Origin of the sequence: Amycolatopsis nigrescens CSC17Ta-90, assembly GCF_000384315.1 — a bacterium.
Lineage (GTDB): Bacteria > Actinomycetota > Actinomycetes > Mycobacteriales > Pseudonocardiaceae > Amycolatopsis > Amycolatopsis nigrescens.
In genome coordinates this window covers 6,023,345-6,047,545 of sequence record NZ_ARVW01000001.1, presented here as the reverse complement: position 1 = coordinate 6,047,545, position 24,201 = coordinate 6,023,345, and the positions used below count along the sequence as shown (strand labels likewise).

General features: G+C 69.9%; 30 protein-coding genes. 18 read left to right on the top strand and 12 right to left on the bottom strand.

The annotated features are described in order from the left end of the window. Positions 1 to 12: 12 nt before the first annotated feature. From hisI to AMYNI_RS0128830, 5 genes are read right to left on the bottom strand one after another with little or no spacing between them, the layout of a single operon-like run. On the bottom strand, positions 13 to 366 hold the full coding sequence (hisI, locus tag AMYNI_RS0128850; protein WP_020671563.1) for a phosphoribosyl-AMP cyclohydrolase: 354 nt from the start codon (positions 364 to 366) through the stop codon (positions 13 to 15). Continuing rightward, complete coding sequence (locus AMYNI_RS0128845; RefSeq protein WP_020671562.1) at positions 363 to 758, bottom strand: hypothetical protein; 396 nt, start codon at positions 756 to 758, stop codon at positions 363 to 365. Before AMYNI_RS0128845 ends, hisI begins: the two co-directional genes overlap by 4 nt. Continuing rightward, a complete protein-coding gene (gene hisF / locus AMYNI_RS0128840) occupies positions 755 to 1,516 on the bottom strand; it encodes an imidazole glycerol phosphate synthase subunit HisF (RefSeq protein ID WP_020671561.1) in 762 nt (253 codons plus the stop codon). The genes AMYNI_RS0128845 and hisF overlap by 4 nt, the downstream gene beginning before the upstream one ends. 17 nt (positions 1,517 to 1,533) lie before the next feature. After that, positions 1,534 to 1,719, bottom strand: a complete 186-nt coding sequence (locus AMYNI_RS0128835) for a DUF397 domain-containing protein (protein WP_020671560.1) — start codon at positions 1,717 to 1,719, stop codon at positions 1,534 to 1,536. Positions 1,720 to 1,732: 13 nt separating this feature from the next. After that, on the bottom strand, positions 1,733 to 2,581 hold the full coding sequence (locus AMYNI_RS0128830) for a helix-turn-helix domain-containing protein (protein WP_020671559.1): 849 nt from the start codon (positions 2,579 to 2,581) through the stop codon (positions 1,733 to 1,735). Between the two features lie 103 nt (positions 2,582 to 2,684). Here AMYNI_RS0128830 and AMYNI_RS0128825 point away from each other — a divergent pair, with 103 nt between their 5' ends. From AMYNI_RS0128825 to AMYNI_RS48450, 6 genes are all read left to right on the top strand, one after another. Beyond that, entirely contained in the window at positions 2,685 to 2,999 is a 315-nt protein-coding gene (locus AMYNI_RS0128825; protein ID WP_020671558.1) for a hypothetical protein, read from the top strand. A gap of 9 nt (positions 3,000 to 3,008) precedes the next feature. Next, complete coding sequence (locus AMYNI_RS0128820) at positions 3,009 to 3,581, top strand: TetR/AcrR family transcriptional regulator (RefSeq protein ID WP_020671557.1); 573 nt, start codon at positions 3,009 to 3,011, stop codon at positions 3,579 to 3,581. A 63-nt stretch (positions 3,582 to 3,644) separates the two neighbouring features. Next, positions 3,645 to 4,259, top strand: coding sequence for a hypothetical protein (locus AMYNI_RS0128815; protein WP_157357506.1), 615 nt, complete (start codon positions 3,645 to 3,647; stop codon positions 4,257 to 4,259). Positions 4,260 to 4,267: 8 nt separating this feature from the next. Continuing rightward, positions 4,268 to 5,899, top strand: coding sequence for a hypothetical protein (locus AMYNI_RS0128810; RefSeq protein ID WP_020671555.1), 1,632 nt, complete (start codon positions 4,268 to 4,270; stop codon positions 5,897 to 5,899). A gap of 15 nt (positions 5,900 to 5,914) precedes the next feature. Next, positions 5,915 to 6,286 carry a hypothetical protein gene (locus AMYNI_RS49660; RefSeq protein ID WP_020671554.1) on the top strand — a complete coding sequence of 124 codons (372 nt, stop codon included), beginning with the start codon at positions 5,915 to 5,917 and terminating at the stop codon, positions 6,284 to 6,286. A 136-nt stretch (positions 6,287 to 6,422) separates the two neighbouring features. After that, positions 6,423 to 7,304 (top strand): hypothetical protein, encoded by an 882-nt coding sequence (locus tag AMYNI_RS48450; protein WP_169515777.1) that lies wholly within the window; start codon positions 6,423 to 6,425, stop codon positions 7,302 to 7,304. Here AMYNI_RS48450 and hemC read toward each other — a convergent pair. Next, positions 7,301 to 8,218 (bottom strand): hydroxymethylbilane synthase, encoded by a 918-nt coding sequence (hemC, locus tag AMYNI_RS0128795; RefSeq protein WP_026361064.1) that lies wholly within the window; start codon positions 8,216 to 8,218, stop codon positions 7,301 to 7,303. The two genes, AMYNI_RS48450 and hemC, sit on opposite strands and share 4 nt — an antisense overlap. A gap of 289 nt (positions 8,219 to 8,507) precedes the next feature. Between hemC and AMYNI_RS0128790 the strand changes: the two genes are divergently transcribed. The 3 genes from AMYNI_RS0128790 to AMYNI_RS0128780 are packed head-to-tail and all read left to right on the top strand — an operon-like array spanning position 8,508 to position 11,961. After that, positions 8,508 to 9,755 (top strand): MFS transporter, encoded by a 1,248-nt coding sequence (locus AMYNI_RS0128790; RefSeq protein WP_020671551.1) that lies wholly within the window; start codon positions 8,508 to 8,510, stop codon positions 9,753 to 9,755. After that, a complete protein-coding gene (locus AMYNI_RS0128785; RefSeq protein WP_020671550.1) occupies positions 9,755 to 10,822 on the top strand; it encodes an N-acetyltransferase DgcN family protein in 1,068 nt (355 codons plus the stop codon). The genes AMYNI_RS0128790 and AMYNI_RS0128785 overlap by 1 nt, the downstream gene beginning before the upstream one ends. Next, positions 10,819 to 11,961, top strand: coding sequence for an ATP-grasp domain-containing protein (locus tag AMYNI_RS0128780; protein ID WP_026361063.1), 1,143 nt, complete (start codon positions 10,819 to 10,821; stop codon positions 11,959 to 11,961). Before AMYNI_RS0128785 ends, AMYNI_RS0128780 begins: the two co-directional genes overlap by 4 nt. A gap of 15 nt (positions 11,962 to 11,976) precedes the next feature. Here the strand turns inward: AMYNI_RS0128780 and AMYNI_RS0128775 are convergent, their stop codons facing one another. Continuing rightward, positions 11,977 to 13,014, bottom strand: a complete 1,038-nt coding sequence (locus AMYNI_RS0128775) for a helix-turn-helix transcriptional regulator (protein WP_020671549.1) — start codon at positions 13,012 to 13,014, stop codon at positions 11,977 to 11,979. A 130-nt stretch (positions 13,015 to 13,144) separates the two neighbouring features. Here AMYNI_RS0128775 and AMYNI_RS0128770 point away from each other — a divergent pair, with 130 nt between their 5' ends. From AMYNI_RS0128770 to AMYNI_RS50570, 5 genes are read left to right on the top strand one after another with little or no spacing between them, the layout of a single operon-like run. Further along, entirely contained in the window at positions 13,145 to 13,969 is an 825-nt protein-coding gene (locus tag AMYNI_RS0128770) for a DMT family transporter (RefSeq protein ID WP_020671548.1), read from the top strand. 33 nt (positions 13,970 to 14,002) lie between these two features. Beyond that, positions 14,003 to 14,728 carry an ABC transporter ATP-binding protein gene (locus tag AMYNI_RS0128765; protein WP_026361061.1) on the top strand — a complete coding sequence of 242 codons (726 nt, stop codon included), beginning with the start codon at positions 14,003 to 14,005 and terminating at the stop codon, positions 14,726 to 14,728. Then, complete coding sequence (locus AMYNI_RS0128760) at positions 14,725 to 15,468, top strand: ABC transporter permease (protein ID WP_020671546.1); 744 nt, start codon at positions 14,725 to 14,727, stop codon at positions 15,466 to 15,468. Before AMYNI_RS0128765 ends, AMYNI_RS0128760 begins: the two co-directional genes overlap by 4 nt. Before the next feature lie 17 nt (positions 15,469 to 15,485). Next, on the top strand, positions 15,486 to 15,881 hold the full coding sequence (locus AMYNI_RS0128755; protein WP_020671545.1) for a PPOX class F420-dependent oxidoreductase: 396 nt from the start codon (positions 15,486 to 15,488) through the stop codon (positions 15,879 to 15,881). 5 nt (positions 15,882 to 15,886) lie between these two features. Beyond that, entirely contained in the window at positions 15,887 to 16,021 is a 135-nt protein-coding gene (locus AMYNI_RS50570; RefSeq protein WP_020671544.1) for a hypothetical protein, read from the top strand. Positions 16,022 to 16,026: 5 nt separating this feature from the next. Here the strand turns inward: AMYNI_RS50570 and AMYNI_RS0128745 are convergent, their stop codons facing one another. Beyond that, positions 16,027 to 17,226 (bottom strand): CynX/NimT family MFS transporter, encoded by a 1,200-nt coding sequence (locus tag AMYNI_RS0128745; protein ID WP_020671543.1) that lies wholly within the window; start codon positions 17,224 to 17,226, stop codon positions 16,027 to 16,029. A gap of 72 nt (positions 17,227 to 17,298) precedes the next feature. On the opposite strand from AMYNI_RS0128745, the gene AMYNI_RS0128740 reads away from it, so the two are divergent. Further along, a complete protein-coding gene (locus tag AMYNI_RS0128740; RefSeq protein ID WP_020671542.1) occupies positions 17,299 to 17,850 on the top strand; it encodes a CGNR zinc finger domain-containing protein in 552 nt (183 codons plus the stop codon). A gap of 28 nt (positions 17,851 to 17,878) precedes the next feature. Here the strand turns inward: AMYNI_RS0128740 and AMYNI_RS0128735 are convergent, their stop codons facing one another. Further along, positions 17,879 to 18,217 carry a winged helix-turn-helix transcriptional regulator gene (locus AMYNI_RS0128735; protein WP_020671541.1) on the bottom strand — a complete coding sequence of 113 codons (339 nt, stop codon included), beginning with the start codon at positions 18,215 to 18,217 and terminating at the stop codon, positions 17,879 to 17,881. Between the two features lie 85 nt (positions 18,218 to 18,302). Here AMYNI_RS0128735 and AMYNI_RS0128730 point away from each other — a divergent pair, with 85 nt between their 5' ends. Further along, positions 18,303 to 18,689, top strand: coding sequence for a RidA family protein (locus AMYNI_RS0128730; protein WP_020671540.1), 387 nt, complete (start codon positions 18,303 to 18,305; stop codon positions 18,687 to 18,689). Positions 18,690 to 18,727: 38 nt separating this feature from the next. Beyond that, entirely contained in the window at positions 18,728 to 20,071 is a 1,344-nt protein-coding gene (locus AMYNI_RS0128725; RefSeq protein ID WP_245574021.1) for an MFS transporter, read from the top strand. A 102-nt stretch (positions 20,072 to 20,173) separates the two neighbouring features. Here the strand turns inward: AMYNI_RS0128725 and priA are convergent, their stop codons facing one another. Genes priA through AMYNI_RS45560 form a run of 3 tightly spaced genes read right to left on the bottom strand, consistent with a single transcriptional unit; the run spans position 20,174 to position 22,716 of the window. Further along, the gene (priA, locus tag AMYNI_RS0128720; protein ID WP_026361060.1) at positions 20,174 to 20,905 is read right to left on the bottom strand and encodes a bifunctional 1-(5-phosphoribosyl)-5-((5-phosphoribosylamino)methylideneamino)imidazole-4-carboxamide isomerase/phosphoribosylanthranilate isomerase PriA; all 732 of its coding nucleotides are present in this window, start codon (positions 20,903 to 20,905) and stop codon (positions 20,174 to 20,176) included. Positions 20,906 to 20,949: 44 nt separating this feature from the next. Beyond that, positions 20,950 to 21,582 (bottom strand): imidazole glycerol phosphate synthase subunit HisH, encoded by a 633-nt coding sequence (hisH, locus tag AMYNI_RS0128715; protein WP_020671537.1) that lies wholly within the window; start codon positions 21,580 to 21,582, stop codon positions 20,950 to 20,952. A gap of 6 nt (positions 21,583 to 21,588) precedes the next feature. Further along, the gene (locus tag AMYNI_RS45560; protein ID WP_040406034.1) at positions 21,589 to 22,716 is read right to left on the bottom strand and encodes an MFS transporter; all 1,128 of its coding nucleotides are present in this window, start codon (positions 22,714 to 22,716) and stop codon (positions 21,589 to 21,591) included. Positions 22,717 to 22,911: 195 nt separating this feature from the next. Here AMYNI_RS45560 and AMYNI_RS0128705 point away from each other — a divergent pair, with 195 nt between their 5' ends. Next, entirely contained in the window at positions 22,912 to 24,090 is a 1,179-nt protein-coding gene (locus AMYNI_RS0128705; protein WP_020671535.1) for an acyl-CoA dehydrogenase family protein, read from the top strand. Positions 24,091 to 24,201: the final 111 nt, after the last annotated feature.

The following is a 24,201-nucleotide window of genomic DNA, read 5'->3' as shown; positions in this document are numbered from 1 at the left end:
TCGCGGCGGGGGTTAGGGGTCGGTGAGGAGGAGGCGGTCGTCGGTGTCGAAGCAGGTGCGGGTGCCGGTGTGGCAGGCGGGGCCGACCTGGTCGACGCGGACGAGCACGGTGTCGGCGTCGCAGTCGAGGCGCACTTCGCGGACGTGCTGGACGTGGCCGGAGGTCTCACCCTTCACCCACAGCGACTGGCGGCTGCGCGAGTAGTAGGTGCCGCGCCGGGTGGACAGGGTCAGCGCGAGCGCCTCGTCGTTCATCCAGGCGACCATCAGCACGTCGGAGCTGACGTGGTCCACCACCACCGCGCAGACCAGGCCGTCGGCGGTGCGCTTGAGCCGTGCGGCGAGCGCGGGGTCGAGTTCGGTCATGCCCGCTCCCCCAGCACGTACCGGCGCACCGGCATCGAGTTGAGCAGCACCCCGGCGTAGATGTAGCCGGCGGCGGCGAGCAGGGAGAACAGCTTGAACCACAACAGCTCGCTGCCGAGCAGCAGGAAAGCGTGCACCACCGCGAAGAGGGACACCACGGCGAACCCGGCGTAACGCGAGGACGGCATCCGCAGCACCAGCCCGCCCGCCGCGACCAAGCCGAGCAGCAGGCTGGTCAGCGGCACCAGCAGCGAACGCCAGCTCGCCTCGCTGGTGGTGAGGACCAGCACGCCGAGCAGGGTGTAGGCGAGGCCGCAGCCGACCAGCAGCGCCAGCGTGACCTTGACCTCCAGCGGCGCCGACCTGAGCCGCTTGGACTCTTGAGTATTCATCGGACCACGACCCCACCGGCGCGCAGCGCGTCCTTGACGTCGCCGATCTTGAGCTGGCCGAAGTGGAACACGCTGGCCGCAAGCACCGCGTCCGCGCCCTGCTGCACGGCGGGCAGGAAGTGTTCGAGCGCGCCCGCGCCGCCGCTGGCGATCACCGGGACGTGCACGGCCTTGCGGACCAGGCCGATCAGCTCCAGGTCGAAACCGGCCTTGGTGCCGTCCGCGTCCATCGAGTTGAGCAGGATCTCGCCGACGCCGAGCTCCTCGCCGCGGGCGGCCCACTCGACGGCGTCGATGCCGGTGCCCTGGCGGCCCCCGTGCGTGGTCACCTCGAAACCGGAGGCGGTGTCACCGCCGCGTCGGGCATCCACCGAGAGCACGATGCACTGCGAGCCGAAGCGCCGGGAGGTCTCGTGCAGGAGTTCGGGGCGGGCGATCGCGGCGGTGTTGATGCTCACCTTGTCCGCGCCCGCGCGGAGCAGCCGGTTCACGTCGTCGCCGGAGCGCACACCGCCGCCGACGGTGAGCGGGATGAACACCTGCTCGGCGGTGCGGCGGACCACGTCGAAGGTGGTCTCGCGGTTGCCGGAGGAGGCCGTGACGTCGAGGAAGGTGAGTTCGTCGGCACCCTCGGCGTCGTAGGCGCGCGCGAGTTCGACGGGGTCGCCCGCGTCGCGAAGGTCGGCGAAGTTGACACCCTTGACCACCCGGCCGGCGTCGACATCAAGACAGGGAATCACCCGGACCGCGACTGACATACGGCCCAGCCTACGTGTCAGCGAACCGCACCCAGAAAGGCCCGCCAGGCCGCATCGCCGAAGGTCAACGCCCCACCCGCCGGGTCCTTGGAGTCCCGCACGGCAAATAGCCGACTTTTTGCCCCCACCTCGACGCAGCCGTTCGCAGCCGCGCTGTAGCTGCTCTTGCGCCACACCAGCTCGGATGACCCGAGGGAGCCCATAGCAATCCTCCCGCTAGGAGTACCGCTCGACCGCCAGGTTTGCGATCCGCTCCTTCGATTGTCCCTCATCCAGCGCCTTCTCCGCGAGCCTTGTCAACACGAGCCGGTACGCGGCAATTTCCTCCGCCTTCTCCAGGAAGATCGAGGCTGTCTGGCTTTCCAGGTAAGCCACCGGCTTGAAGTCGGTGAACTCCATTAACATGAACGCTCCGGCGATCCCGGCATGCACACCTGCGGTCCTGGGTATCACGCGCAGGGTGACATAGGGGCGAACAGCATCCCGAAGCAGCTGGTGCAACTGGCCGGACATCACCTCGTTGCCCCCGACACGCAACATCAGTGCGAACTCGTGGATGAAGAAGGTGAATTGGGCTTGCGGTGAGCGACCGAACAGTCCCTTACGGGCCATCCTTGCCGCAACACGGCCATCGATCTCCTCTTCAGGCAATGTACCCATCCCCATCAGCAAGGCTCGCGCGTACTCGGCGGTTTGCAGAACACCGGGCATAATCATCGGCTGGAAATCCACGATGGAGGTTGCCAAGTCCTCGTGGTCGATGAGGGTGGTGAGTTGCTTGGGCAGGCGGGAGCCGTGCTGCTGGAACCAGCCTTCCTTCGCCACCTCCCGCGCCAGCTGCAAGTAGTACTCGCGTTCCTCGCCCACGACCCCGCAGATGGCCAGGAACGCGGACACCTCGACCACATCCCCGCCGCGTTTTCCGTTGAGCAGCCGGGAAACCGTGCTGTCGACCCAGCCGAGCTTGCGCGCGGCCTGGCTGCCGTTCAGCCCGGCGCGATGCATCACCTTGCGCAGACCCGCGCCGAGCTGTCTGCTTCTGATGGTGGGCTCCCTGTCCTTCATGAGGCAAAATTAGCGCGGCTCGATGAAGCAATCCTCCGTTCGCAAATATATCCCCCGAAAAGGCGGATTTCCTGTCCCGGTGTCAAGGTTGTTTCCTGTAGTCATGACCAATCTGAACTCGGCTCAACAGGACGCGTACGACCTGCTTCGCGATGAGCTGTACCGTTATCTCGATATGGCGGAATACCTCGCCATGAAGGTCGCTTCATGGGGCGAAGCGGACGCGAGGTCGGCTAGGCGGCTGATTCCGGATCTGGTGGACGTGATCCGCGCCGTTCTGATGGACCACCACGAGAACCGGTACGGCCTCTGCCGCTGCTGCCTGCGGGCCTGGCCCTGCGCGAGCGTGCAGACCGTGCACCGGATGCTCAAGGACCCCGAGCGCGAGTTCCGGCGGCTGCTCGAAGCCGGGGAATAAGATCAACGCATGGCACGAGCCGGCAGACGTCCAGGGCAGACCGAGACCAGAGAGCACATCCTGGCCGCGGCGCGAAAGCTGTTCGCCCAACAGGGCTACGGCGGTGCCACCGTTCGCGCCATCGCGACCGAGGCCGGGGTGAACCCCGCCATGCTGAACCATTTCTACGGCACCAAGCAACAACTGTTCGTGGCCGCGATGGAACTGCCGTTCAACCCCGCGGAACTGATCCCGGCCATTCTGGAGGGCCCGCGCGAACACGCGGGCGAACGCCTGGTGCGCGCCTTCCTCGACCTGTGGCGGGAACCGGCGGGCCGCGCGCCCTTCCTCGCCCTGCTGCGCTCGGTCACCACCAACGAAGAGGCCGCGGCCATGATGCGCACCTTCATGGACCAGGTCGTCTTCTCCAAGGTCGCGGACGGCTTCGGCATCCCGCGGGTACGCATGACCGCGGCGGCTGCGCAGCTGATCGGCGTCGCGCTGCTCCGCTACATCGTCGCCGTACCACCGATCGCCGAGGTTCCGGAAGAGGAAATAGTGCAGCTCGTCGCTCCGGCGATCCAGCACTACATCGACGGATAACGGTTGGGAACTAAGCGGCGCCGAGCCATGGAAGCGTTCTCACGGCTGGTCTAGCTTCAACGCGTGGTGGAAGCGACGAGTGGGCGACGGCAACGGTTTTCCGCGCCGGGAGTGGCCGTCGTACTGGGTTACGTGCTGGTGGCCGGCAATCCCTGGATCGGCAGGCAGCTCGATCTGGTCCGGGGCGACTTCGACGAACCTTTCACGGCCCTGTCGAGCACCCTGCTCTTCCCGCGCTGGCAGGTGGATCTCGAACGCACCGGCGCCTGGATGTTCTGGTACCAGAACATCCGCACCCTCCTGTTCACCGTGCTGGCGGTAGTGCTGCTGACCCGGCTCGCCCGCTCGGCGAAACCCGCCACCGGCGTTTTCGCCGCCATGGCCGGCATCGGCGCGACAGCGCTCAGCGCCACCGTCGCCAGTGTGGCCGCGAGCCTGCTGACGCCCGCGCTGCTCGGCCCGTCCCCCTGGTCCGCCGGCAGCGAATACGACTCCATCGAGCTGTTCCTGAGCCCGCTGAGCCAGGCCGCGCTGTTCGGCGCCCTGCTCGGGCTGGTGGTCGGCATGGCGGTCTCCGGCGCGCACCGGGCACCGGCCGGCCGTCCCGGCACCGGGCTCTTCGGCTCCCGTCCCCTCCCGGCGGACGAACGCCGCACCACTCCGAAGTCCTTCTGGTAAGGGGAAGAATGAAAAAGGCACTGGAGCCGGATGCCGCCGCGCCCTCGCCCGACGACACCACGCGTTACCTCTGCGTCGCCGCCCGCACCGACGACAAGTTCGCCGACCAGCTGAACAAGGCGCTGTTCTCGGACGACCTGCACGCGGTGGCGCCGTCGGTGGACTTCTCGCTGCGGCCGGTGCTGCAACACTGCCTCGCCGGGCGGCGGCAACGCCTCCTGCGGGACGCCGGCCTGCTCGGCACCACCGTGGTCGCGCTCATCGTCGCTCCTTTGTGGACGATCCTGGCGCTGACGCTGGTAATGCCGGCGGCGGGGTGGTTCGGCCGAATGGCGGCACAGGGCGGACGACCGCGGCACGTGCTGTTCGCGGTGCTGATGATCGTCGCGTTGCTGTACTTCTCGGTGCAGGTGATCACCGTGCTCGACGTCGACCCCGGGGCGCGGCGGTCCGAGCAGTCTGGGGTGCCGGACTGGTTGATCGGCATCCCGGTGCTGGCGCTGCTGACCGGGCTGGTGCTCTACGGGCTGGTCGCCTGGGACCTCTTCCACACCAGGCAGGTGGCCGCGCGCGAACTGACCAGGTCCAAGTTCCGCCAGGACGAGGCGCCGGAACCGATGCACGCCTGGCAGTCCGAACGGCTGGACGAGATCGAACGGGCCGAGCGCGGCAACCTCACCGTGTACGACGGGTACAACCCCTTCGTCGGGCACGGGCCCAGCGTGTCCAACTGGTCCTTCGCACTGCCCACCCTGCGTCGCGACGGCGAAGCGGTGGCGCTGGACGTCCTCGAACTCATCGAGTACGTGCGTGAACGGCTGCGGCCGATCGGGCCGGAGCTGGGCGGGCTCGTGCTGGAGGACCGGGTGTTCATCAGCGGCAACACGCTGACCTCGTACCGCAAGTTCCTGCCGCGCCGGGACCAGGCGCCCCGGCAGTTGCTGAGCGCGGACGAGATCCGCGAGATCGCGGCCGAACCGAGCGGATCCGCGCGGCACTACCTGTGCGCGCGGGTGCCTTCCTGGGGCGGTGAGGTGGTCGCCAGCACCTTCCTGCACTTCTCCACCAAGGGGCGGTTGCTGTACCTGCAGTGCGAGCGGACCACCCTCGGCCCGCTCTGGAAGCAGTACCACGACGTCGACCGGCTGACCGACAACCTGACCGCGGGCCAGGTCGGCAGGCTGCTTGGCAATGCCGCCGGGGAACTCACCAGCAGCGTGCTGCGGGCGCCAGGCCGGGTGCTGAGCGCGCTGCTGTCGGACTGGCGCCGCGCCAACAGGCGGGAGCTGGCCCGCACGGTGGCCAGGAACGACCTCGGTTACAGCTACGGCGCCAGGGTGAGCGCGCGGCAACTGGCGGCGGACACCCTTTACCACAATTACTTCCAGAAAGCGGACGCGGACAAGCACCTTAAATTGATCGAACGGCATGTGCTGGCCGCCATGCTCGACTTCCTGGACGCACATGAGGTGGACACCACAGAATTCCGCAACCGGCAGATGGCTATCCTGAACCAGGGCATTATTCAAACCGGCGGAATCAGCAACGTCGGCAGCCAGGCCGTCGGCACCGAGGCTTCGATCAGCCAGCAGGTGACCAAGCCGTCCACCGCCGAACCCGCGGCGACATCCGGAACCTGATCCAGGAGGACCAGCGTGAACGCACCGAACTACGGCATCCAGCAATCGGGCGGCCAGAGCACCGTCGGCAACCAGGCGGTCGGCCCGAATGCGCGCGTGGTCAGCGGTGACGTGCAGGTCGCCTCGCAGTTCTCGGACCCGGCGGGGCGCACCACCGAACTGCTCGACCGGGTGTCCGAACTGCTCGACGCCCACCACGAGCAGCTGCCCGGCACCACGATCGCCACCGCCGAGATCCTGCGCGACGAGCTCGGTCAGGCCAAGCCGGACCGCGGGGTGGTCGGGCGGCTGCTGGAGAAGCTCACCGAGCTGGTCCGTCCGGTCGCGCCGCTGCTCAGCACGGTCACCGAGCTCACCAAGGCCGTCGACTCCGCCTTCACCGGCTGACCCGCGCCCGCCGTTCGGACAGAAAACCGACAGAACATATCGCTATCACGCACACCATCAGATCGACGGTGTGCATATCGGAGCGGAGTTGGTACCGTCCACGACCGCAGAACCACGAATCCTGGGGAGACGAGTTGTGGAATCCCTGCTTGCTCCAGCGAACTTGACGATGGTCTTCCTCGTCCGCGACGACGGTTCCAGTCAACCGCGGCCGATGCCAACCGTGCCGCTCGGCATGCTCAACCGCGCGGTGACCAGGGCCGCGCACGCTGGAGTCCAATCGGTGAAACTGTTCTCCACCGACGGACGGCGTGATCCGATCGGATCAGCAGGGCGAAGCCCGCACAGTCTGATGGCACAGGCCATCCACGAGGTCAAAGTCGTCGATCCGTCGGTGACCGTGCTGACGGAAACCTGTCTGTGCTCCTACACGGCGAGCGGCGAATGTTATATAGCCGACCGGAACGGCACTCCGGATGTGACTGCCACGATAGACGCGATAGCGGAACAGGCTGTCGCTCAGGCCGACGCCGGGGCGGACGTCGTGGGCCCGGCCTCGATGCTGGGCGGCAGCGTGCGGAAGGTCAGGCAGGCGCTCGACGAAACGGGCCACGCCGGGGTGAAGATCATGCCTCACCTCATCTTCGATTCACGGTTGTACGAAGGTTACCGTCAGACAATGGGCGCGGTGCCGGTATCCGGTCCCCGCCGCGCTTTCCAGCTGGCTCCGTCCGATTCGGCCGCGGCCATCGGCGCGGCAGCGGGGCTGCTGGCCGAAAGCGCGGACATGCTGCTGCTGGAGCCGGCGTTGTTCTGCGCGGACGTACTGGTCGTGCTCAACGAGCACCTGAAGATTCCGCTGGCACCGTTTTCCGTCTCCGGCGAGTACACGATGCTGGGCGCGAACACCGGAAACTGGGATCTGCTGATCGAGCTGTTCACCATGCTCAGGCGCGCCGGCGCGGACTCGATCATCACTTACGCGGCCGTGGAGATCGCGGAGAAAATGGGGAACTAGACCGGAGTCCGGATCTCCTGAAGAATCGATTCCGCCCCGCGCTGAAGCAGGATTTCGGCCAGCGTCTTACCGAGTTCTTCGGGGTTGGTGCCCTCGACCGTGCCGTTTATCTGCCGGGAGCCGTCCACCGACGTCACCTGACCGGTCAGGGTCAGGGTCGAACCGTCCGGCCCCAGCAGGGCATACGCGCCGATCGGGACCGAGCACCCACCGTGCAGCTCGGCCAGCAGGGCACGCTCGGCCCGGACGGTGACGTCGGCCACCGGGTCCCCGAACTCGTTCAGCATGGCGAGCAGCTCGGTGTCGCTGCGCCGGACCTGAATCCCCATCGCGCCCTGCCCGGGAGACGGCGGAAACTGCTCCAGCGGAAGAAGTTCGGTGATCTTGTCTTCGAGACCGAGCCGGCGCAGACCCGAGGCCGAGAGCACGACCGCGTCGAAGCCGTTCTTGAGCTTCGCGAGCCGCGGGGGGACATTTCCCCGGATCGGGACGATGTCCAGGTCCGGCCGCACGGCCTTGAGCTGGGCGATCCGGCGGACGGCGCCGGTACCGACCTTGGCCCCCTTGCGGAGCCCGGCGAGCGTCGAACCGCACAGCGCGTCGTGGATGTCTTCACGAGGCGGCGTCGTGGCGAGGCTCAACGCGTCCGGCATCGCGGTGGGGAGATCCTTCAAGGAATGCACGGCGACATCGATGCGCCCGGCGAACAGTTCCTCTTCGAGCTGACTGGAGAATGCCCCGCCGCGGCTGCCGCCGATCTCGCTGAGCGAGCTTTTCCGGTCCTGATCTCCGGCGGAGCTGACCTGGCGGCTCTGGAAATTGACCACCGGGCACGAGCTGAGCCTGCCCAGAAACTCCTGCACCATGGCCTGGGCGAGGTGGCTTCTCCGAGTGCCGACAACAACAGTCTCCATAACGAGATGGTACCCAACGGCTGGTCCGGTCGGGCGAACGAGGGGGAGCCCTTCCCTCACGCACCGAAGTCGCCTGGTCAAGCGGCCACAAGGCCTCGTAACGACTCAGCGTAGTCGAGCGAGAACCATTCGTGGCCTGCAGGCAGGCCGCAGGCGCCCTTCCGCCGAGACAGAAAAGAGAAAGAACATATCCTCGCTACCCAATCCCGCTTACCGCGACTGGATTAACTCACTTACGACACCAGAGAGTTGGGTACAATCCTCGGCCGCGGCACCATGAATCCGGGAAATGGGGGACGCCATGATGCCCGCCGCCGAGCCGGCCACCCGGCTGGCGCGCCTGCTCCCCCGCACGGGCGCCGAGCGCTCGCTCGCCGCGGCCGCACTGACCTGCTTCGTCGGCCATGGGGTGTTCCTGTCCTGCGGCATGATCTTCGCGGTGCGCTGGCTCGGCTTCGACGCCGCCAAGATCGGTGTCGGCATGTCCGTCGGCGCCGTGCTCGGGCTGCTGACGCCCGTTCCCGCGGGCTGGCTCGTCGATCACTTCGGCGCCCGCCGTACGTCGATCGGCTTCGCCGCGCTCGCCACGCTGGGGGTCGCGGGCTACGCGTTCGTGTGGTCCTTCCCGGCCTACTGCGTGGCGGTCGGGCTGGTGAGCGGTTCGATAGTCGGGGTGGGCATCGCGCAGAGCGCGTTGATCGGCGGCCTGCTGGTCAGCGGTGACCGCACCCGGTTCAAGGCCTACCAGCGGTCGGTGCGCAACGTGGGCCTGTCGGTCGGCGCGCTGATCGCGATCGTGCCGCTGCACCTCGATGTGCCGGCCGCCTACCAGGTCGCGCTCGTCGTCGGCGCCGGCTGTGTCGCGATCAGCGCCTGGTGCACGGCGAACGTCGGCACGGACAGCAGGCCGGAGCGTCCGGCCGGTCCGCTGGCCGCCCTGCGCGACGTCCCGTTCACCGCGATGTCGCTGCTGTGCGGGCTCACCGCGATCCGCTACAGCGTGCTGACCGTCGCCCTGCCGCTGTGGATCACGACGCGGACCGAGGCGCCCCAGCAACTGGTGTCGATCACGTTGCTGCTCAACACCGCGATGGTGGTGCTGCTCCAGGTGCGCGCGGCGCGGCGAGCGGACACCACCCGGCGGGCCACCGGGCTGAACCTGCGCGGCAGCGTCGCGCTCGGCGGCTCCTGCCTGCTGTTCGGGTTCGCCGCGACCGGCCCGGCGGAGCCGGCGGTGCTGCTGCTCCTGGCCGGCACGGTGGTCTTCACCGTCGGCGAGATGTGGACCTCGGCCGCCGGCTGGGCGTTCGCCTTCGCGCTGACCAAGGAGCAGCGGCACGGTCAGTACCAGGCCACCTTCTCCCTCGGCACGTCGATCGGGGCGGTCTGCGGTCCCGCGCTCGCGGCGCTCCTCGCGTCCGGCGGCACCGCCGGGTGGTACCTCGGTGCGGCGGCGTTTGTGCTGGTCGGGGCGGCAACGACGATCACGGTAGGGTGGGCGCGGCGGACGGGCGCCGGACGGGACGAGGAGACTTGATGGCGCGCATCGTGGTCCTGGCCGAGCGGAACCTGACGCCGATGCGCGGGAAGACGGCGGTGGGGCTGATCCGCTACCGGGAGCCGGAGATCGTGGGCTCCATCGACAGCACCCGGAGCGGGATGGACGTCGCGACCGCGCTGGGGCAGGACGTCGGGCACGGCATCCCGGTGTTCCGCGACGTGCCGGAGTCGCTGACCGCGCGCCCGGACACGCTGGCCATCGGCGTCTCACCGGCGAGCGACCAGCTCAAACCGGACTTTCGCGCTCAGATCCTGCTGGCCATCGAGTCCGGCCTTGACATCCTCAGCGGCCTGCACTTCCGGCTGTCGCAGGATCCCGAGATCGCCACCGCGGCCCGCCGGCACGGCGTCCGGCTGCACGACCTGCGCACCCCACCGGAGGACCGCAGGGTCGCCGCGCACGTCGAGCGCAGGCAGGGCAACAGCACCGTGCTGGCCGTCGGCTCCGACGGCACCGTCGGCAAGATGACGACCATGCTGGAGCTGGACCGCGCGGCCCGCCAGGCCGGGCTGAGCAGCACGTTCCTGGCCACCGGGCAGACCGGCATGATGATCGCCGGCGGCGGCCTGCCCGCCGACGGGATCGTGAGCGACTTCCTCGCCGGAGCGGTGCAGGAGCACGTGGTCGAGCTGGCCGAGCGGTTCGACTGGACGTTCGTCGAGGGGCAGGGCGCGCTCAACCACCCGGCATACGCGGCGGTCACCGTCGGGATCATGCACGGCGCGCTGCCGGACGCGATGATCATGTGCCACGCGGCGGGCGCCACCAGCATCGAGGAACGCCCCGACTGCCGGCTGCCGGACCTGCCAAGGCTCATCGCGGCGAACGAGGAGATGGTGAACCTGGTGCGCCCGGACGGTGACTGCGCCGTCGTCGGGGTGTCGCTGCGCACGCTGGGCATGTCCGACCGCGATGCGGCGGCGGCCGTGCGCCAGGTGACCGAAGAGACCGGGCTGCCGACCACGGACGTGATCCGGTTCGGCCCGGAACCACTGCTGGCGGCATTGCTGGCACACCGCGACAACCGGAGAGGTGACCGATGACGGTGCTGATCGTGGGGTCCCGCCCACCGACGTTTTCCCGTGCCGTCGGACGGCTCGGCATCGAGTACGACGTGGTCTACGACCCGGTGGAGACCCTGCGCGCGCCGGAGGTGATGCCGAGGCGGGTGCACTGGCTGCCCTACGTGTCCGCGCCCGAGTCGGTGCTCGAACTGCCGGACCTGGACCGCTACGACGGCGTGGTCTCCTTCGTCGAGTTCGGCGTCACGTCGGCGGCACTGGTCGCGTCGGTGTGCGGCCTGCCGGGCACGCCGGTCGACGCCGTGCTGCGCACCAAGAACAAGTACCTGATGCGCAAGGCGCTCGGCCGGGCCGGGCTGGCCCAGCCCGCGTTCGGCATGGTCGGCCACGACGAACCCAAGCCGGAGCACTACCCGCTGGTGGTGAAGCCGGTCGACGGCACGGCCAGTTCCGGTGTGCGGCTCGTCGCGGCCGCGACGGAGCTGAAGGTGATCCCACCCGGGCGGACCATGATGTGGGAGTCCCACCTGGAAGGTCCTCAGTACACAGTGGAGGGTCTGGCCGGCGCGGAGGGCCACCGGGCGCTCGCCATCACCGGCAAGGTGGTATCCGGCCCGCCGCACTTCATCGTGCACGAACACGAAACCCCGGCCGACGTCGATCCGGCGACCGCCCGGCTGATCACCGACTACGCCGCGGCCTGCCTGGCAGCACTGGGCGTGCGCCACGCGGCCACGCACACCGAAATCGCGCTGCACCACGGCGAACCGATGTTGATCGAGACGCACACCCGGCCCGCGAGCGACCGGGTTCCGTACCTCACCCAGCTCACCACCGGCTGGGACCAGTGCGAGCTGGCGCTCGCCGAGGTGTCGACGACCGGGCTGCGCGCGTCCGCCCATCCGGTCACGAACCCGTTCGCCAGAACCATTCACTTCACCCCCTACGACAGCGACCGGGCCGCGCTCGCCGACCCGGGCTGGCTGGCCGACTACCCGGAAGTGGTCTTCCACGACGTCAGCCGGATCTTCGCCAACCGCTCCGCCACCCACGACTCCCGCGGCGGCTACGACCCGCGATGGGCGAGCGTCGTACTGGCCGGCCCGGACCGCGACGCGCTCCGTGAAACCGGCGAACGGATCCGCGCCCGCGCCCGCTGAGCCTCGGCTCGGGTTTCAGCCGGTGATCGCGGCGACGAGTTCGTCGCGGCCGCTGGCACCGGTCTTGCGGAAGATCTTCTTGAGGTGGTCGTTGACCGTGTGCAGCGACAGGTCGAGCCGGCGGGCGATCCGCTTTGCCGCTGCACCATCGAGGAGCTCGGTGATGATCTGGCGTTCGCGGGTGGTGATGGCGTACCAGTCGCAGAACGCGGGCAGCAACCGGGTGCCGGTGGCGGCCTCGATGACGATCGCCACGCCACCGGTGCCGTCGTCGTTGTCGAACACCTGTCCGTGGAAGGCCATCCACCGGCCGTAGTTCACGGCGGGTCCGTAGACCACCGGGGGCCGGGTGCGCGGATCGCGGGCATGGATGCGAGTTCGCAGGGCCAGCTCGACAAAGAACGCTTCGCGGGCCCAGCCCGGACAGTTTTCGCGGCCCCGCAGTTGTTCTTCCCACCTGAGTGCCTGCGGGGTGACCGCGCTGACCTCGAGATCAGGGCCGAGCAGGAGCACGCCCGCCGGCAGCGCCTGGATGACCGGTGCCAGCGGACCCGCGGTGACATACCCGCGCAGCGCGGCTATCAGGGACGGCCCGAGGCTCGCCACCCGATGCGCGTCGCCCGCGTCGAACGGCCTGTCGCCCTGCGCCCGCAACAGCCCGAGCATTCCCCACACGCCACGGGCATCCCGCAACAGCAACCGCAACTCGCAGCCGGCTCCATGGTCTGTGAGCAAACGCCGGGTCAGCTTGTCGCGTCGCCGGTCACCACCGCCCGTCCCGATCACCCCCACCGGTACCGGCCGCCGTGCCAGGTCTTCGGCCAGGCACGGATCGTCACCCGCGTGGTAGCTGTGCTGCAACGCCCGGCTGAGGCTGGGTTCGTACCCGTACCAGAATCCGAACGCCCCCGGGCCGGTGCCCAGCGTCGGATTGGTGCCGTCCAGCCGCACGCCATCGTGCGCCACCACCGGCGCGATGGCTCGCGACACCAGCTCTCCCAGCTCCTCCGCGCTGAGACCCTGCCCGGCCGCCGCGGGCAGCTCGCGCAGCAACCGATCCCCTGGCCCAGTCACCTGACCGAGTCTGATCCGCTCGAACCGGGAACGGCAACGGCAGCAGCCGACAGTCCGGTCAACACCGCCCGATCGGGCAGCCGGCTTCGGAGAACCTACGCTCGCCGGTATGTGGTGGGGACTGGTCTGCGCGCTGACCGCGGCCGTCGCGTACGGCGTCGCCTCGGTGCTGCAGGCGATCGCGGCCCGCGCGGCCGAGGACGGTTCGTACGGGGTGGACCCCCGGTTGCTGATCCGCGTGCTGAAACAGTGGAAGTACCTGCTCGGGCTCGGCCTCGACCTGCTCGGTTTCGTGGCCCAGCTGGCCGCGCTGCGGGTGCTCCCGCTGTTCGTGGTGCAGGCCGCGCTGGCCGCCAGCCTGGCGGTGACCGCGATCTCGACGATGGTGCTCGGCGTGCGGCTGAGCCGGCGGGAGTGGGCCGCGGTCGCCGTGGTCTGCGCCGGGCTCGCCCTGCTCGGCGCGTCCGCGCAGAGTGAGGGCTCCAGCCCGGTGGGCACCGGTTTCCACGTCGCGCTGCCGATCATCGCGGTGCTGCTCGGCGCCGCCGGGATGCTGGCCGGGCGGGCATCGCCGCGGGTGCGCACCCCAGCGCTCGGCCTGATCGCAGGGCTGTGCTTCGGACTGGTCGCGGTGTCCGGCCGGGTGCTGCCCGGCTTCGGCCTCACCGAGCTGCTGACCGACCCGGCAACCTATGCGGTCGCGCTGGCCGGGGTGCTGGCGATGCTGTTCTACGCCTCCGCGCTGCAACGCGGCGGGGTCACCGCGGCCACCGCGGTGATGGTGGTGGGCGAGACCGTGGTGCCCTCGGCGATCGGCGTGTTCGTACTCGGCGACAGCACCCGGCCCGGTTTCGCGGCCGTCGCGGTACTCGGCTTCCTGCTCGCCGTCACCGCCGCCCTCGCCCTGTCCCGCTTCGGCGAGGTCCCGGCTTGACGGGAAGAGTTCATCGGGCGCAGAATTAAACGCATGACTAATTCTGCCGTACTGGTGGACGGGCTCCGGGTCCGGCGAGGAGGCCGCGAGGTCGTCCGCGACCTCCGGTTCGAAGTGCCGCGCGGGGTGATCACCGGCCTGCTCGGGCCGAGCGGCTGCGGCAAGACCACGCTGATGCGCTCGATCGTGGGCGTGCAGCTGGTCGCGGGCGGCCAGGTCACCGTGCTCGGGCAGCCGGCCGGGAGCCCGGCGCTGCGCCGGAAGATCGGCTACGCCACCCAGAACCCGGCGATCTACGCCGATCTGACCGTGGCCGAGGCGCTTCGCTACTTCGCGGACATCCTGCGCGCGCCCGCGTCCGACGTGCGGCGGGTGATCGGCGCGGTCGGCCTGGACGATCACGCGAACCAGCTCGTCGGCGACCTCTCCGGCGGCCAGCGCGGACGGGCCAACCTCGCCGTCGCGCTGCTCGGCAAGCCGGAGCTGCTGGTGCTGGACGAACCGACGGTCGGCCTCGACCCGCTGCTGCGCGACGAGCTCTGGGACCTGTTCGGCAGGCTCGCGGCGGACGGCGCGACCCTGCTGGTGTCCAGCCACGTGATGGACGAGGCCGCGCGCTGCGACCGGCTGCTGCTGATGCGCGACGGCAGCCTGCTCGCCGACGACACCCCGCAGCGGCTCCGGGAGTCCACCGGCACCGCCGATCTGGAACAGGCCTTTCTCAAGCTGGTCCGAGCCGCGGAGGCGAGTCACGCATGAGCTTCTCGATCACCATGTCCACCACAGCCACCGCCAGGCGCATCCTCACCCAGCTCCGGCACGACCCGCGCACCGTGGTCATGCTCGTCCTGGTGCCGTCCCTGCTGATGGTGCTGCTGCGCTACGTGTTCAACTCCGAGCAGCTGTTCAGCCGCAGCGCACCCGCACTGCTCGGCGTCTTCCCGTTCCTGATCATGTTCCTGATCGCCTCGGTGACCACCCTGCGCGAACGCACCTCGGCCACCCTGGAACGGCTGATGACGATGCCCATCGGCCGGTTCGACCTGCTCTGCGGCTACGCGCTCGCGTTCGGCGCGATCGCGGTGGTGCAGGTGGCCGTGGCGGCCGGGGTCTCGGTGGCCTGGCTCGGCCTGGAGATCGCCGGGTCGCTCTGGATGCTGCTGCTGATCGCGGTGCTGGACGCCCTGCTCGGCATGGCGCTGGGCCTGTTCGTCAGCGCCTTCGCCCGCACCGAGTTCCAGGCCATCCAGTTCATGCCGGTGTTCGTGCTGCCCCAGGTGCTGCTGTGCGGGCTGTTCATGCCGCGCGAGGAGATGGGACGGCTGCTGAACTGGCTGTCCGACGTGATGCCGTTGTCCTATGCGGTGGACGCGCTCCGCCACGTCACGTCGTCGTCCACTATGGACGGGACGGTGGTGCGCAACCTGCTGATCGTCACCGGCTGCGCCCTGCTCGCGCTGATCCTCGGTGCCGCCACCCTGCGCCGCCGGACACCGTGACCGGCTAGCTTGGCACCATGGCAGAGGAGTTATCGGAGTTCGAACGGCTGTCGGCCGAGAAGTACGTGGTGGTCACCACCTTCCGCAAGTCGGGTGACCCGGTCCCCACCCCGGTCTGGATCGCCGGTGACAACGGCGAGCTGGTGCTGTGGAGCGAACGCAAGGCGGGCAAGGTCAAGCGCATCCGGAACAACGGCGACGTCACCGTCCAGGCCTGCGATCTGCGCGGCAAGAGCACGCACGGGCCGGTGGTCAACGGAAAGGCCCGGCTGCTCGACGACGAAGGCAGCGAGCGGGTTCGCCGCGCGGTGGCCAGGAAGTACGGCATCGTCGGCCAGGTGACCATGTTCTTCAGCCGGCTGCGCGGGCCCAAGGACCGCACCGTCGGCGTCGCGATCGAACTGGCCGGCTAGCCGGGGTGGCCACGCTGCTCGCGTTCCACGCCCATCCGGTCGCCAGCCGGAAACGCGCCTCGCTCGCCGCGCACAGCTCGCAGTACCGCGGAGGCGGCCGGATCGCGGGCGTCAGCGGCGACGTCTTCGACCACCTCTGACCCGGTCACTCGAGCAGCTTGTCGCGGCCGGCGTGCAGGCCGGCGAGCAGTTGAACGAGCACGAGCACCAGCAGCATGCCGACCGGCGCGGCCCAGGAACCGGTGAGGTCGTGCAGGACGCCAGCGCCCAGCGGGCCCGTGGTCGACAGGGTGTAGCCGACGGTCTGGGTCATGCCGCCGAGCTGCGCGGCGCGGTGGGGGTCCGGTGACCGGAGCAGGATGAGCGAGAAGCAGGTGCCGGTGGCAACGCCCTGGCCGACGCCGAGCAGCACCATCCACAGCACGGTGCCCTGCGCCGGCGCGAGCAGCACCCCGAGCAGGCCGCCGGCGAGCAGCGCCGCACCGAGCGTGGTCAGCCAGACCTGGTCGCGGGTGCGCGCGCCGAGAATCGGGGCGAGCAGGGCGAACGGGATGGCGACCAGGCTGACCACGGACAGCATCGCGCCGGCTCGCGCCGGGGTCATCCCGTTGTCGACGAACAGCTTCGGCAGCCAGGCGGACGTGGTGTAGAAGAACAGCGTCAGCACGCCGAAGAACACGGTCACCGACCAGGCCAGCGGCTGCCGCCAGATGCCGAGCACGTTCGCCGGGCCGCCACCGCCGCCGCGCCGGTCACCGCGCAGTCGCGGCGCCCAGACCACCAGCGCGAACACGACCGGCACCGCCCACAGCGCGAGGGTGCCGCGCCAGCCGAGCCCGGTGGCCTGCTGCAGCGGCACGGTCAGGCCGGCCGCCGCGGCCGGGCCGATGTTGAGGCTCATCGTGTAGAGCCCGGTCATCAGGCCGAGCCGGTGCGGGTGGTCGCGTTTGATCAGCGCCGGCACCAGCACGTTGCCACCGGCCACGGCGATGCCGATCAGCACGGTGCCGCCGAACAGGCCCAGCATCGAAGGGACGAGCCGCAGCACGAGACCCGCGACGAGCAGCACGAGCACGCCGGCGATCGCGGTGGCGAGGCCGATCCGGCGGCCGAGCCGCGGCGCGAACGAGGCGAACAGCACGCAGCAGAACAGCGGGAGCGAGGTGAGCAGCCCGGCGGCCGAGCTGGACAACCCGGTCTCCGCCTGCAGCTGGCCGAGCAGCGGGGAGACCGCGGTGATCGCCGGGCGCAGGTTGACCGCCACCACGACCAGGCTGAAACCGGCCAGCAGCAACGGGATCAGCCGTCCGCCGGTGCGCTCGGACGCGCGGGTGCCGAGCAGCATCGAATCCTCCAGACATGACCAAAAACGGGTTACGCTTATGACAAGCTAGCCACCAAGGAGTCACTAGTCAAAATGCTTTTTGGTCATGACATCACCTGCGGCGCGAACGCGGCCGTCGAACTGGTGAACACCGCGCCCGAGATCGCCGGCACCGAGCAGCTCACCGATCCCGCCGAGCTGCACCGGCTGCTGCTCGACCTGGACTTCAAGAACACCGGCCCGCCGACCCCGGCCGATCTGGCGGCGGTGCGGCGGCTGCGCACCCGGCTGAGCGCGGTGCTCACCGCGGACTCCTTCGAAACCGCCGCCGAGCTGGTCAACGAGCTGATCGCGAACGCCGGTACCACGCCCCGGCTGACCAACCACGACGGCTTCGACTGGCACATCGACTTCCACACCCCCGGCGCGCCGCTGGTGCACCACGTCGGCGCGGAGATCACGATGGCGATCGCCACCCTGTTGGTCAGCAGCGGGCGGGACCGGATCCGCCGCTGCGCGGCACCGGACTGCGAGCGGATGCTGGTCGACCTGTCCCGCAACGGCTCACGGCGCTACTGCCATGGCCGCAACTGCGGCAACCGGATCGCCGTCCAGGCCTACCGCGCCCGCCGCGCTCGTGAGTGAAAAGCGTTGCCAGAGCAACACTTTTCACTCACGAGGTAGTACTGAGTCGGCGGTACCAGGCGCCCCACTCTTCGAGTTCCAGCGCGATCTTCTCCAGGCTCCGGCCGACCTCGGTAAGTGAGTACTCGACCTTCGGCGGCACCTCCGGGTAGACCTCGCGCCGGATCAGCCCGTCCGCCTCGAGCTCGCGCAGCTGCCGGGTGAGCATCCGCGCGGTGACCGTCGGCATGGCCCGTTTCAGCTCCCCGAAACGCCGGACGCCGGGCAGCAGGTTCTTCAGGATGGCCAGCTTCCACTTGCCGCCGACCACCTCCATCGCGGCCTCGATGGTGCAGTACTCCGGCATGTCCTCGACGCGCTCACCCATCGGACCTCCTTGGTATACAAACCGGCACTATCGCACATTCAAGACCGTACTTGTCCGTTTGGTTCATACCGCTGAGGCTGTGCTCATGACAAGCACGCAGCGCATCGGCGGCGACCCCGACTGGTACCGGCCGTACAACATCTCGCTCGGCGTCCGTGCCGGGAACCTGCTCTTCCTCTCCGGCCAGGCCGGCATCGACGAACAGGGCAGGACCGTCGGCGCGGACTTCGAAACCCAAGCGCGGCAAGCATTCGCGAACCTGGCCACGGTGCTCGGCCGGGCCGGCGCGAGCCTGGCGGACGTGGTCAAGGTGACGATCATGGTCACCGACATGGCGCACCTGGACAAGATCGTCGAACTGCGCGCGGAGTACTTCACCGAGCCCTACCCGGCCGACACCCTGCTCCAGGTGGCCGGGCTGGCCCAGCCGGACTGGCTGGTCGAGATCGACGTGATCGCGGTCGCGCCCTGAACCCGACGCAGCCGGTCCGGCGGTGGGCGGTGCTCGGGGTGCTGTGCACGAGCCTGCTGCTGGTCGGGATGGATCTCACCGTGCTGCACGTCGCGGTGCCGACGCTCACCGCGCACCTGCGACCGAGCCAGAGCCAGCTGCTCTGGATCGTGGACACCTATTCGCTCACCGTCGCCGCCCTGCTGGTCAGCTGCGGCACCATCGGCGACCGGGTCGGCCGCAAACGCATGCTCGCCGGCGGTTTCGCGGTGTTCGGCCTGGCATCGGCGGCGGCCACCGCGTGCAGCACGGCGGTGGCGCTGATCGCCGTGCGGGCCGGGCTCGGCATCGGTGCCGCGATGATCATGTCGGCCACCGTGTCGATCATCAGGACGGTGTTCCCGGACGACCGCGAGCGGGCGACCGCGATCGGGCTGTGGACGGCGAGCCACAGCGTCGGCGCGGCGATCGGCCCGCTGGTCGGCGGACTGCTGCTGCAGCGGTTCCCGTGGGGCTCGGTGTTCGCGGTCAACGTGCCGGTGGTCGCGGTCGCGCTGGTGCTCACCCTGCGGCTGGTGCCGGAGTCGCGGGACCCGGCGCCGCGACGGTGGGACGCGGCCGGCGCCGCGCTCTCCGTCGCCGGGCTCGGCGGCACGGTCTTCGCGCTGAAGCGGTTCGGCGAACACTCCGGGGCCGACACCGTGTCGGTGGCCGCGATCCTCGCCGGGGTGGCGCTGCTCGGCTGCTTCGTGCTGCGGCAGCGCCGGACCGCGAACCCGCTGCTGGACCTTTCGCTGTTCGCCGACCGCCGGTTCACCATGGCCACGGTCTGCGTGCTCGGCGGCTTCGGCTGCTATACCGCCCTGCTCTTCCTTCTGTCCCAACGGTTTCAGCTGATCGACGGGGACTCGCCGGTGCGCGCGGGGCTGGCCATGCTGCCGATCGCGGCGGCCAATGCGGCCGGCGCGATCACCGCGCCCGCGCTGGCCGCCCGCTGGAGCGGCCGCTGGGTGATCTCCGGCGGGCTGGCCCTGTTCGCACTGGCGCTTGCCGTCCCCGGCGGGGTGGTTTCCCTTGCCGTGGCGGGAATCGGCTCCGGGCTGGTGATGACGCTCGGCGCGGACGCGATCATGAGCGCGGCGAGGCCGGAACAGGCCGGTGAAGCGGCGGGCATCCAGGAGACCGCTTTCGAGCTGGGCGCGGGACTCGGCGTGGTGGTCCTCGGCACCGTGCTGACCCTGAGCTACCACCCGGACCAGCCCGCCGGCCCGGCTCGCGACCAAGCCTTCGAGACCGGCTACACCGCCGCGGTCGGCACCGCCGCCGTGCTACTCGCCCTGCTCGCCGCCCTTTCCGCAACCCTCCTGCGCCCGCCACGCCGCGCCAGCACGAGCCCAACGTGACGTTCGGTCCCTAGAACGAGCCGAACGTCACGTTGGGCTCGGATCGCGCGGAAGGAAAACGCCGGTCGCGTCGGTGGCGAAGGGACCGCTCGTGCCGTTCGGTCAGGAAACCGCGGCGAGGGCCTCGGGGAGGGTGAACGCGCCGGTGTAAAGCGCTTTGCCGACAATCGCGCCTTCCACGCCGTCCCGGGAAAGCCCGGCCAGCGCGCGCAGGTCGTCCACGCTGGACACGCCGCCGGAAGCGATCAGCGCGGCGTCGGTGCGGGCAGCCACCTCGCGCAGCAGTTCGACGTTCGGTCCGCGCAGGGTGCCGTCCTTGCTCACGTCGGTGACCACGTAGCGCTCGGCGCCGTCCCGGTCGAGCCGGTCGAGCACCTCCCAGAAGTCCCCGCCGTCCCTGGTCCAGCCGCGTGCGGCGAGCCGGTGCCCTGCCTCGGTGATCCGCACGTCGAGGCCGATCGCGACCCGGTCGCCGTAGCCGGCGATCACCTTCGCGGTCCACTCCGGATCCTCCAGCGCGGCGGTGCCCAGGTTCACCCGACGGCAGCCGGTGCTCAGCGCGGCCTCCAGCGACGCGTCGTCGCGGATGCCGCCGGACAGCTCGACCTGCACGTCCAGCTTGCCGACCACCTCGGCCAGCAGCTCGCGGTTCGAGCCCTTGCCGAAGGCGGCGTCGAGGTCCACCAGGTGAATCCACTCGGCGCCGTCGCGCTGCCAGGCCAGCGCCGCGTCCAGCGGGCTGCCGTAGTGGCTCTCGGTACCGGCCTCGCCCTGGACCAGGCGCACGGCCTGGCCATCGGCGACGTCAACTGCGGGAAGGAGCGTGAAGGTCACGGCGCCACTATAAGAGCACGGCCGCGGTGCTGCTCAGAGGGTGCTCAGAGGGTGCGCAGCCAGTTCTCCAGCAGGTGCGCCCCGGCGTCCCCGGACTTCTCCGGGTGGAACTGGGTCGCCCACAGCGGGCCGTTCTCCACCGCCGCCACGAAGTCCTCGCCGTGGTTGGACCAGGTGACCTTGGGCTGGCGGCCGGACAGGCCGGAGTCGAGCGACCACTGCCTGGCCGCGAACGAGTGCACGAAGTAGAACCTGGTCCCCTCGTCCAGCCCGGCGAACAGCTCGGAGTCCGCCGGTGCGCGCACGGTGTTCCAGCCCATGTGCGGCAGCACGTCCGCGTGCAGGCGTTCGACGGTGCCGGGCCATTCGCCGGTGCCATCCGCCGCGACGCCGTGCTCCACCCCGCGTTCGAAGAGGATCTGCATGCCGACGCAGATGCCCAGCACCGGGCGGCCGCCGGCCAGCCTGGTGCCGATGATCTTCTCCCCGCCGACCGCGAGCAGCCCGTCCATGCACGCGGAGAACGCGCCCACCCCGGGCACCACCAGGCCGTCCGCCTCCTGGGCGGCATGCGGGTCCGCGGTCACCTCGACGTCGGCGCCGACGCGCTGCACGGCGCGTTCGGCGGAGCGGAGATTGCCGGATCCGTAGTCCAGAATGACGACACGAGGCACCATCCCAGGTTAACCGCTGCGCGACACGCTGATCGCGGCGGGCAGCAGCACCACCGCCAGCGCGGCGAGCACCCCGAACGCGATCGGATAGCCGGCCCCGGCCACGATCGCGCCGACCACCACCGCGCCGAGGCCGGTGCCCGCGTCGTAGGCCACGTTCCACACCACACTGGCGGGCCCGGTCGGCGCGCGGGCGAACATCGCGACCAGCGAGTCGTTCTGCAGCACGCCGAAACCGAGGCCGAACACGGTGACGGCGGCCAGCACCCAGCCGGAGCCGCCACCGGACACCGTCGCAGCCACCCCGGCCAGCCCGGCCGCGGTGAGCAGCAGTGCGATCGGCAGCATCCGGCCGGTGCCGGCCAGCCGGTCGCCGAGCAGGCCGGCCGCCCAGCGGGACACCAGCGCCCCGGCGGCCGCGGCGAACAGCGCGGCCGAGGCGACCCCCGGCGAACCGGTGAGCACGATCGGCAGGAAGGTGACCAGCGAGCCGAAGCCGACCGCCCCGCTGAGCAGTACCAGCCACGGCCGCCAGGTCGCGTCCACTGTGGACAGCCAGTGCGCGCCGTGCGGCTTGGCGGGGCAGACCGCGGGCAGCCCGGCGATCGGCAGCAGACCGGCCAGTGGCAGCGCCGCGGCGATCAGGAACACCGGGGTGAAGCCCCAGTGCTCGGCCATCCAGGTGCCGGCGGGCAGGCCGACCAGTTGCGGCAGGCCGACCGCCGCGCCGTACAACCCGGAGCCCCTGGCCAGCGTCTCGCGCGGCAGCAGCTCCGCCACCAGCGCCGCGCCGCAGACCGTCACCAGGCCGAAACCGATCCCACGGACCAGCGACACTGCCCAGATCGCCGGCCAGTCCGTGGCCACGATCAGCAGCGGCGCCGGTACCGCGAGGAACAACGCGCCGAACCCGGTGACGTGGCCGTAGCCGAGCCGGTCCACCAGCTTGGGCACGATCAGCTGGGCGGCGACCGTGGTGGCCATGAACCCGCCGGTGGCGCCGCCCGCGGCGAGCTCGCCGGCGCCCTGGCGGACCACCCACAGCGGCACCACGGACAGCAGCAGCGCGAAACCGGAGAACACCGCGACCGTCGCCAGCAGCAGCAACCGGAAGTGACGATCACGCAAGGGGGACACATGATCTTTCTAGCTGCCCGAAGTCCCTTAAGGCCACCTTAGGGGCGTTAGATTCCATCAAGGTGGCCTTAAGGGGCGGTTAAGTGTGAAGGGGGCAAGGTCACAGCGGGGTGCCGTGGCGGGTGCGCGCGAACTCTGGTTCGCTGCCAGACAAGGCGCAGCGCAGCGCGCGACGACCCGTCGGGAGCCTGAAGGATGAACAGCAAGAACAGCCCGAACCCGCACGACTTCCTCGACCTGGACAGCGAGCTGACCGGTGAGGACCGCGACATCAGGGACACCGTGCGCGGCTATGCCACCGAGCGCCTGCTGCCGCAGGTGGCCGAGTGGTACGAAAGCGGTTCGCTGCCGGCGCGGGAGCTCGCCAAGGACTTCGGCGAACTCGGGCTGCTGGGCATGCATCTGCAGGGCTACGGCTGCGCGGGCACCAGCGCCACCGCCTACGGCATCGCCTGCCGCGAGCTGGAAGCCGTCGACTCCGGGCTGCGCAGTTTCGTCTCCGTGCAGGGTTCGCTGGCGATGTTCGCGATCCACCGCTGGGGCTCCGAGGCGCAGCGCGAGCAGTGGCTGCCCGGGATGGCGACCGGTGCGTTGCTCGGCTGCTTCGGGCTGACCGAGCCGGACGCCGGCAGCGACCCCGGCAGCATGCGCACGAACGCCCGCCGCGACGGGGACGACTGGGTACTCAACGGCACCAAGATGTGGATCACCAACGGCACCGTCGCGGACGTCGCGGTGGTCTGGGCGCAGACCGACGACGGCATCCGCGGCTTCGTGGTGCCGACCGACACGCCCGGCTTCACCGCGAACGAGGTCGGGCACAAGCTGTCACTGCGCGCGTCGCTGACCGCCGAGCTGGTGCTGGACGGCGTGCGACTGCCAGCCGACGCGGCCTTCCCCGAGGTCCGCGGCCTGAAGGGCCCGCTGAGCTGCCTGAACGAGGCCCGCTACGGCATCCTGTTCGGCGTGGTCGGCGCGGCGCGGAGCTGCTACGAGACGGCGCTGGAGTACACGCTCAGCCGCGAGCAGTTCGGCAAGCCGCTGGCCGGTTTCCAGCTGACCCAGCGCAAGCTCGCCGACCTGCTGGTGGAGGTGAACCGGGCCGGCCTGGTCGCGCTGCAGATCGGCAGGCTCAAGGACGGCGGCAACCTGCATCCGAGCCACGTCAGCTTCGGCAAGCTGGCCAACGTGCGGTCCGCGATCGAGGTGGCCCGCACCGCGCGGTCGATGCTCGGCGCCAACGGCATCTCGTTGGAGTACCCGGTGATGCGGCACATGGCCAACCTGGAGACCGTGCTCACCTACGAGGGCACCGAGGAGATGCACGCGCTTTCGCTCGGCCAGGCCGTCACCGGCCTACCCGCATTCCGCTAGCGTCCGCGAACACTGCCGAACGTAGAACTCGCGGTGCGCCAACGTTCAACTCGCACTGCGCGAACGTGGGACTCGCCGGGCGCGCGGCCCGCCTCGGCGAGTCCCACGTTC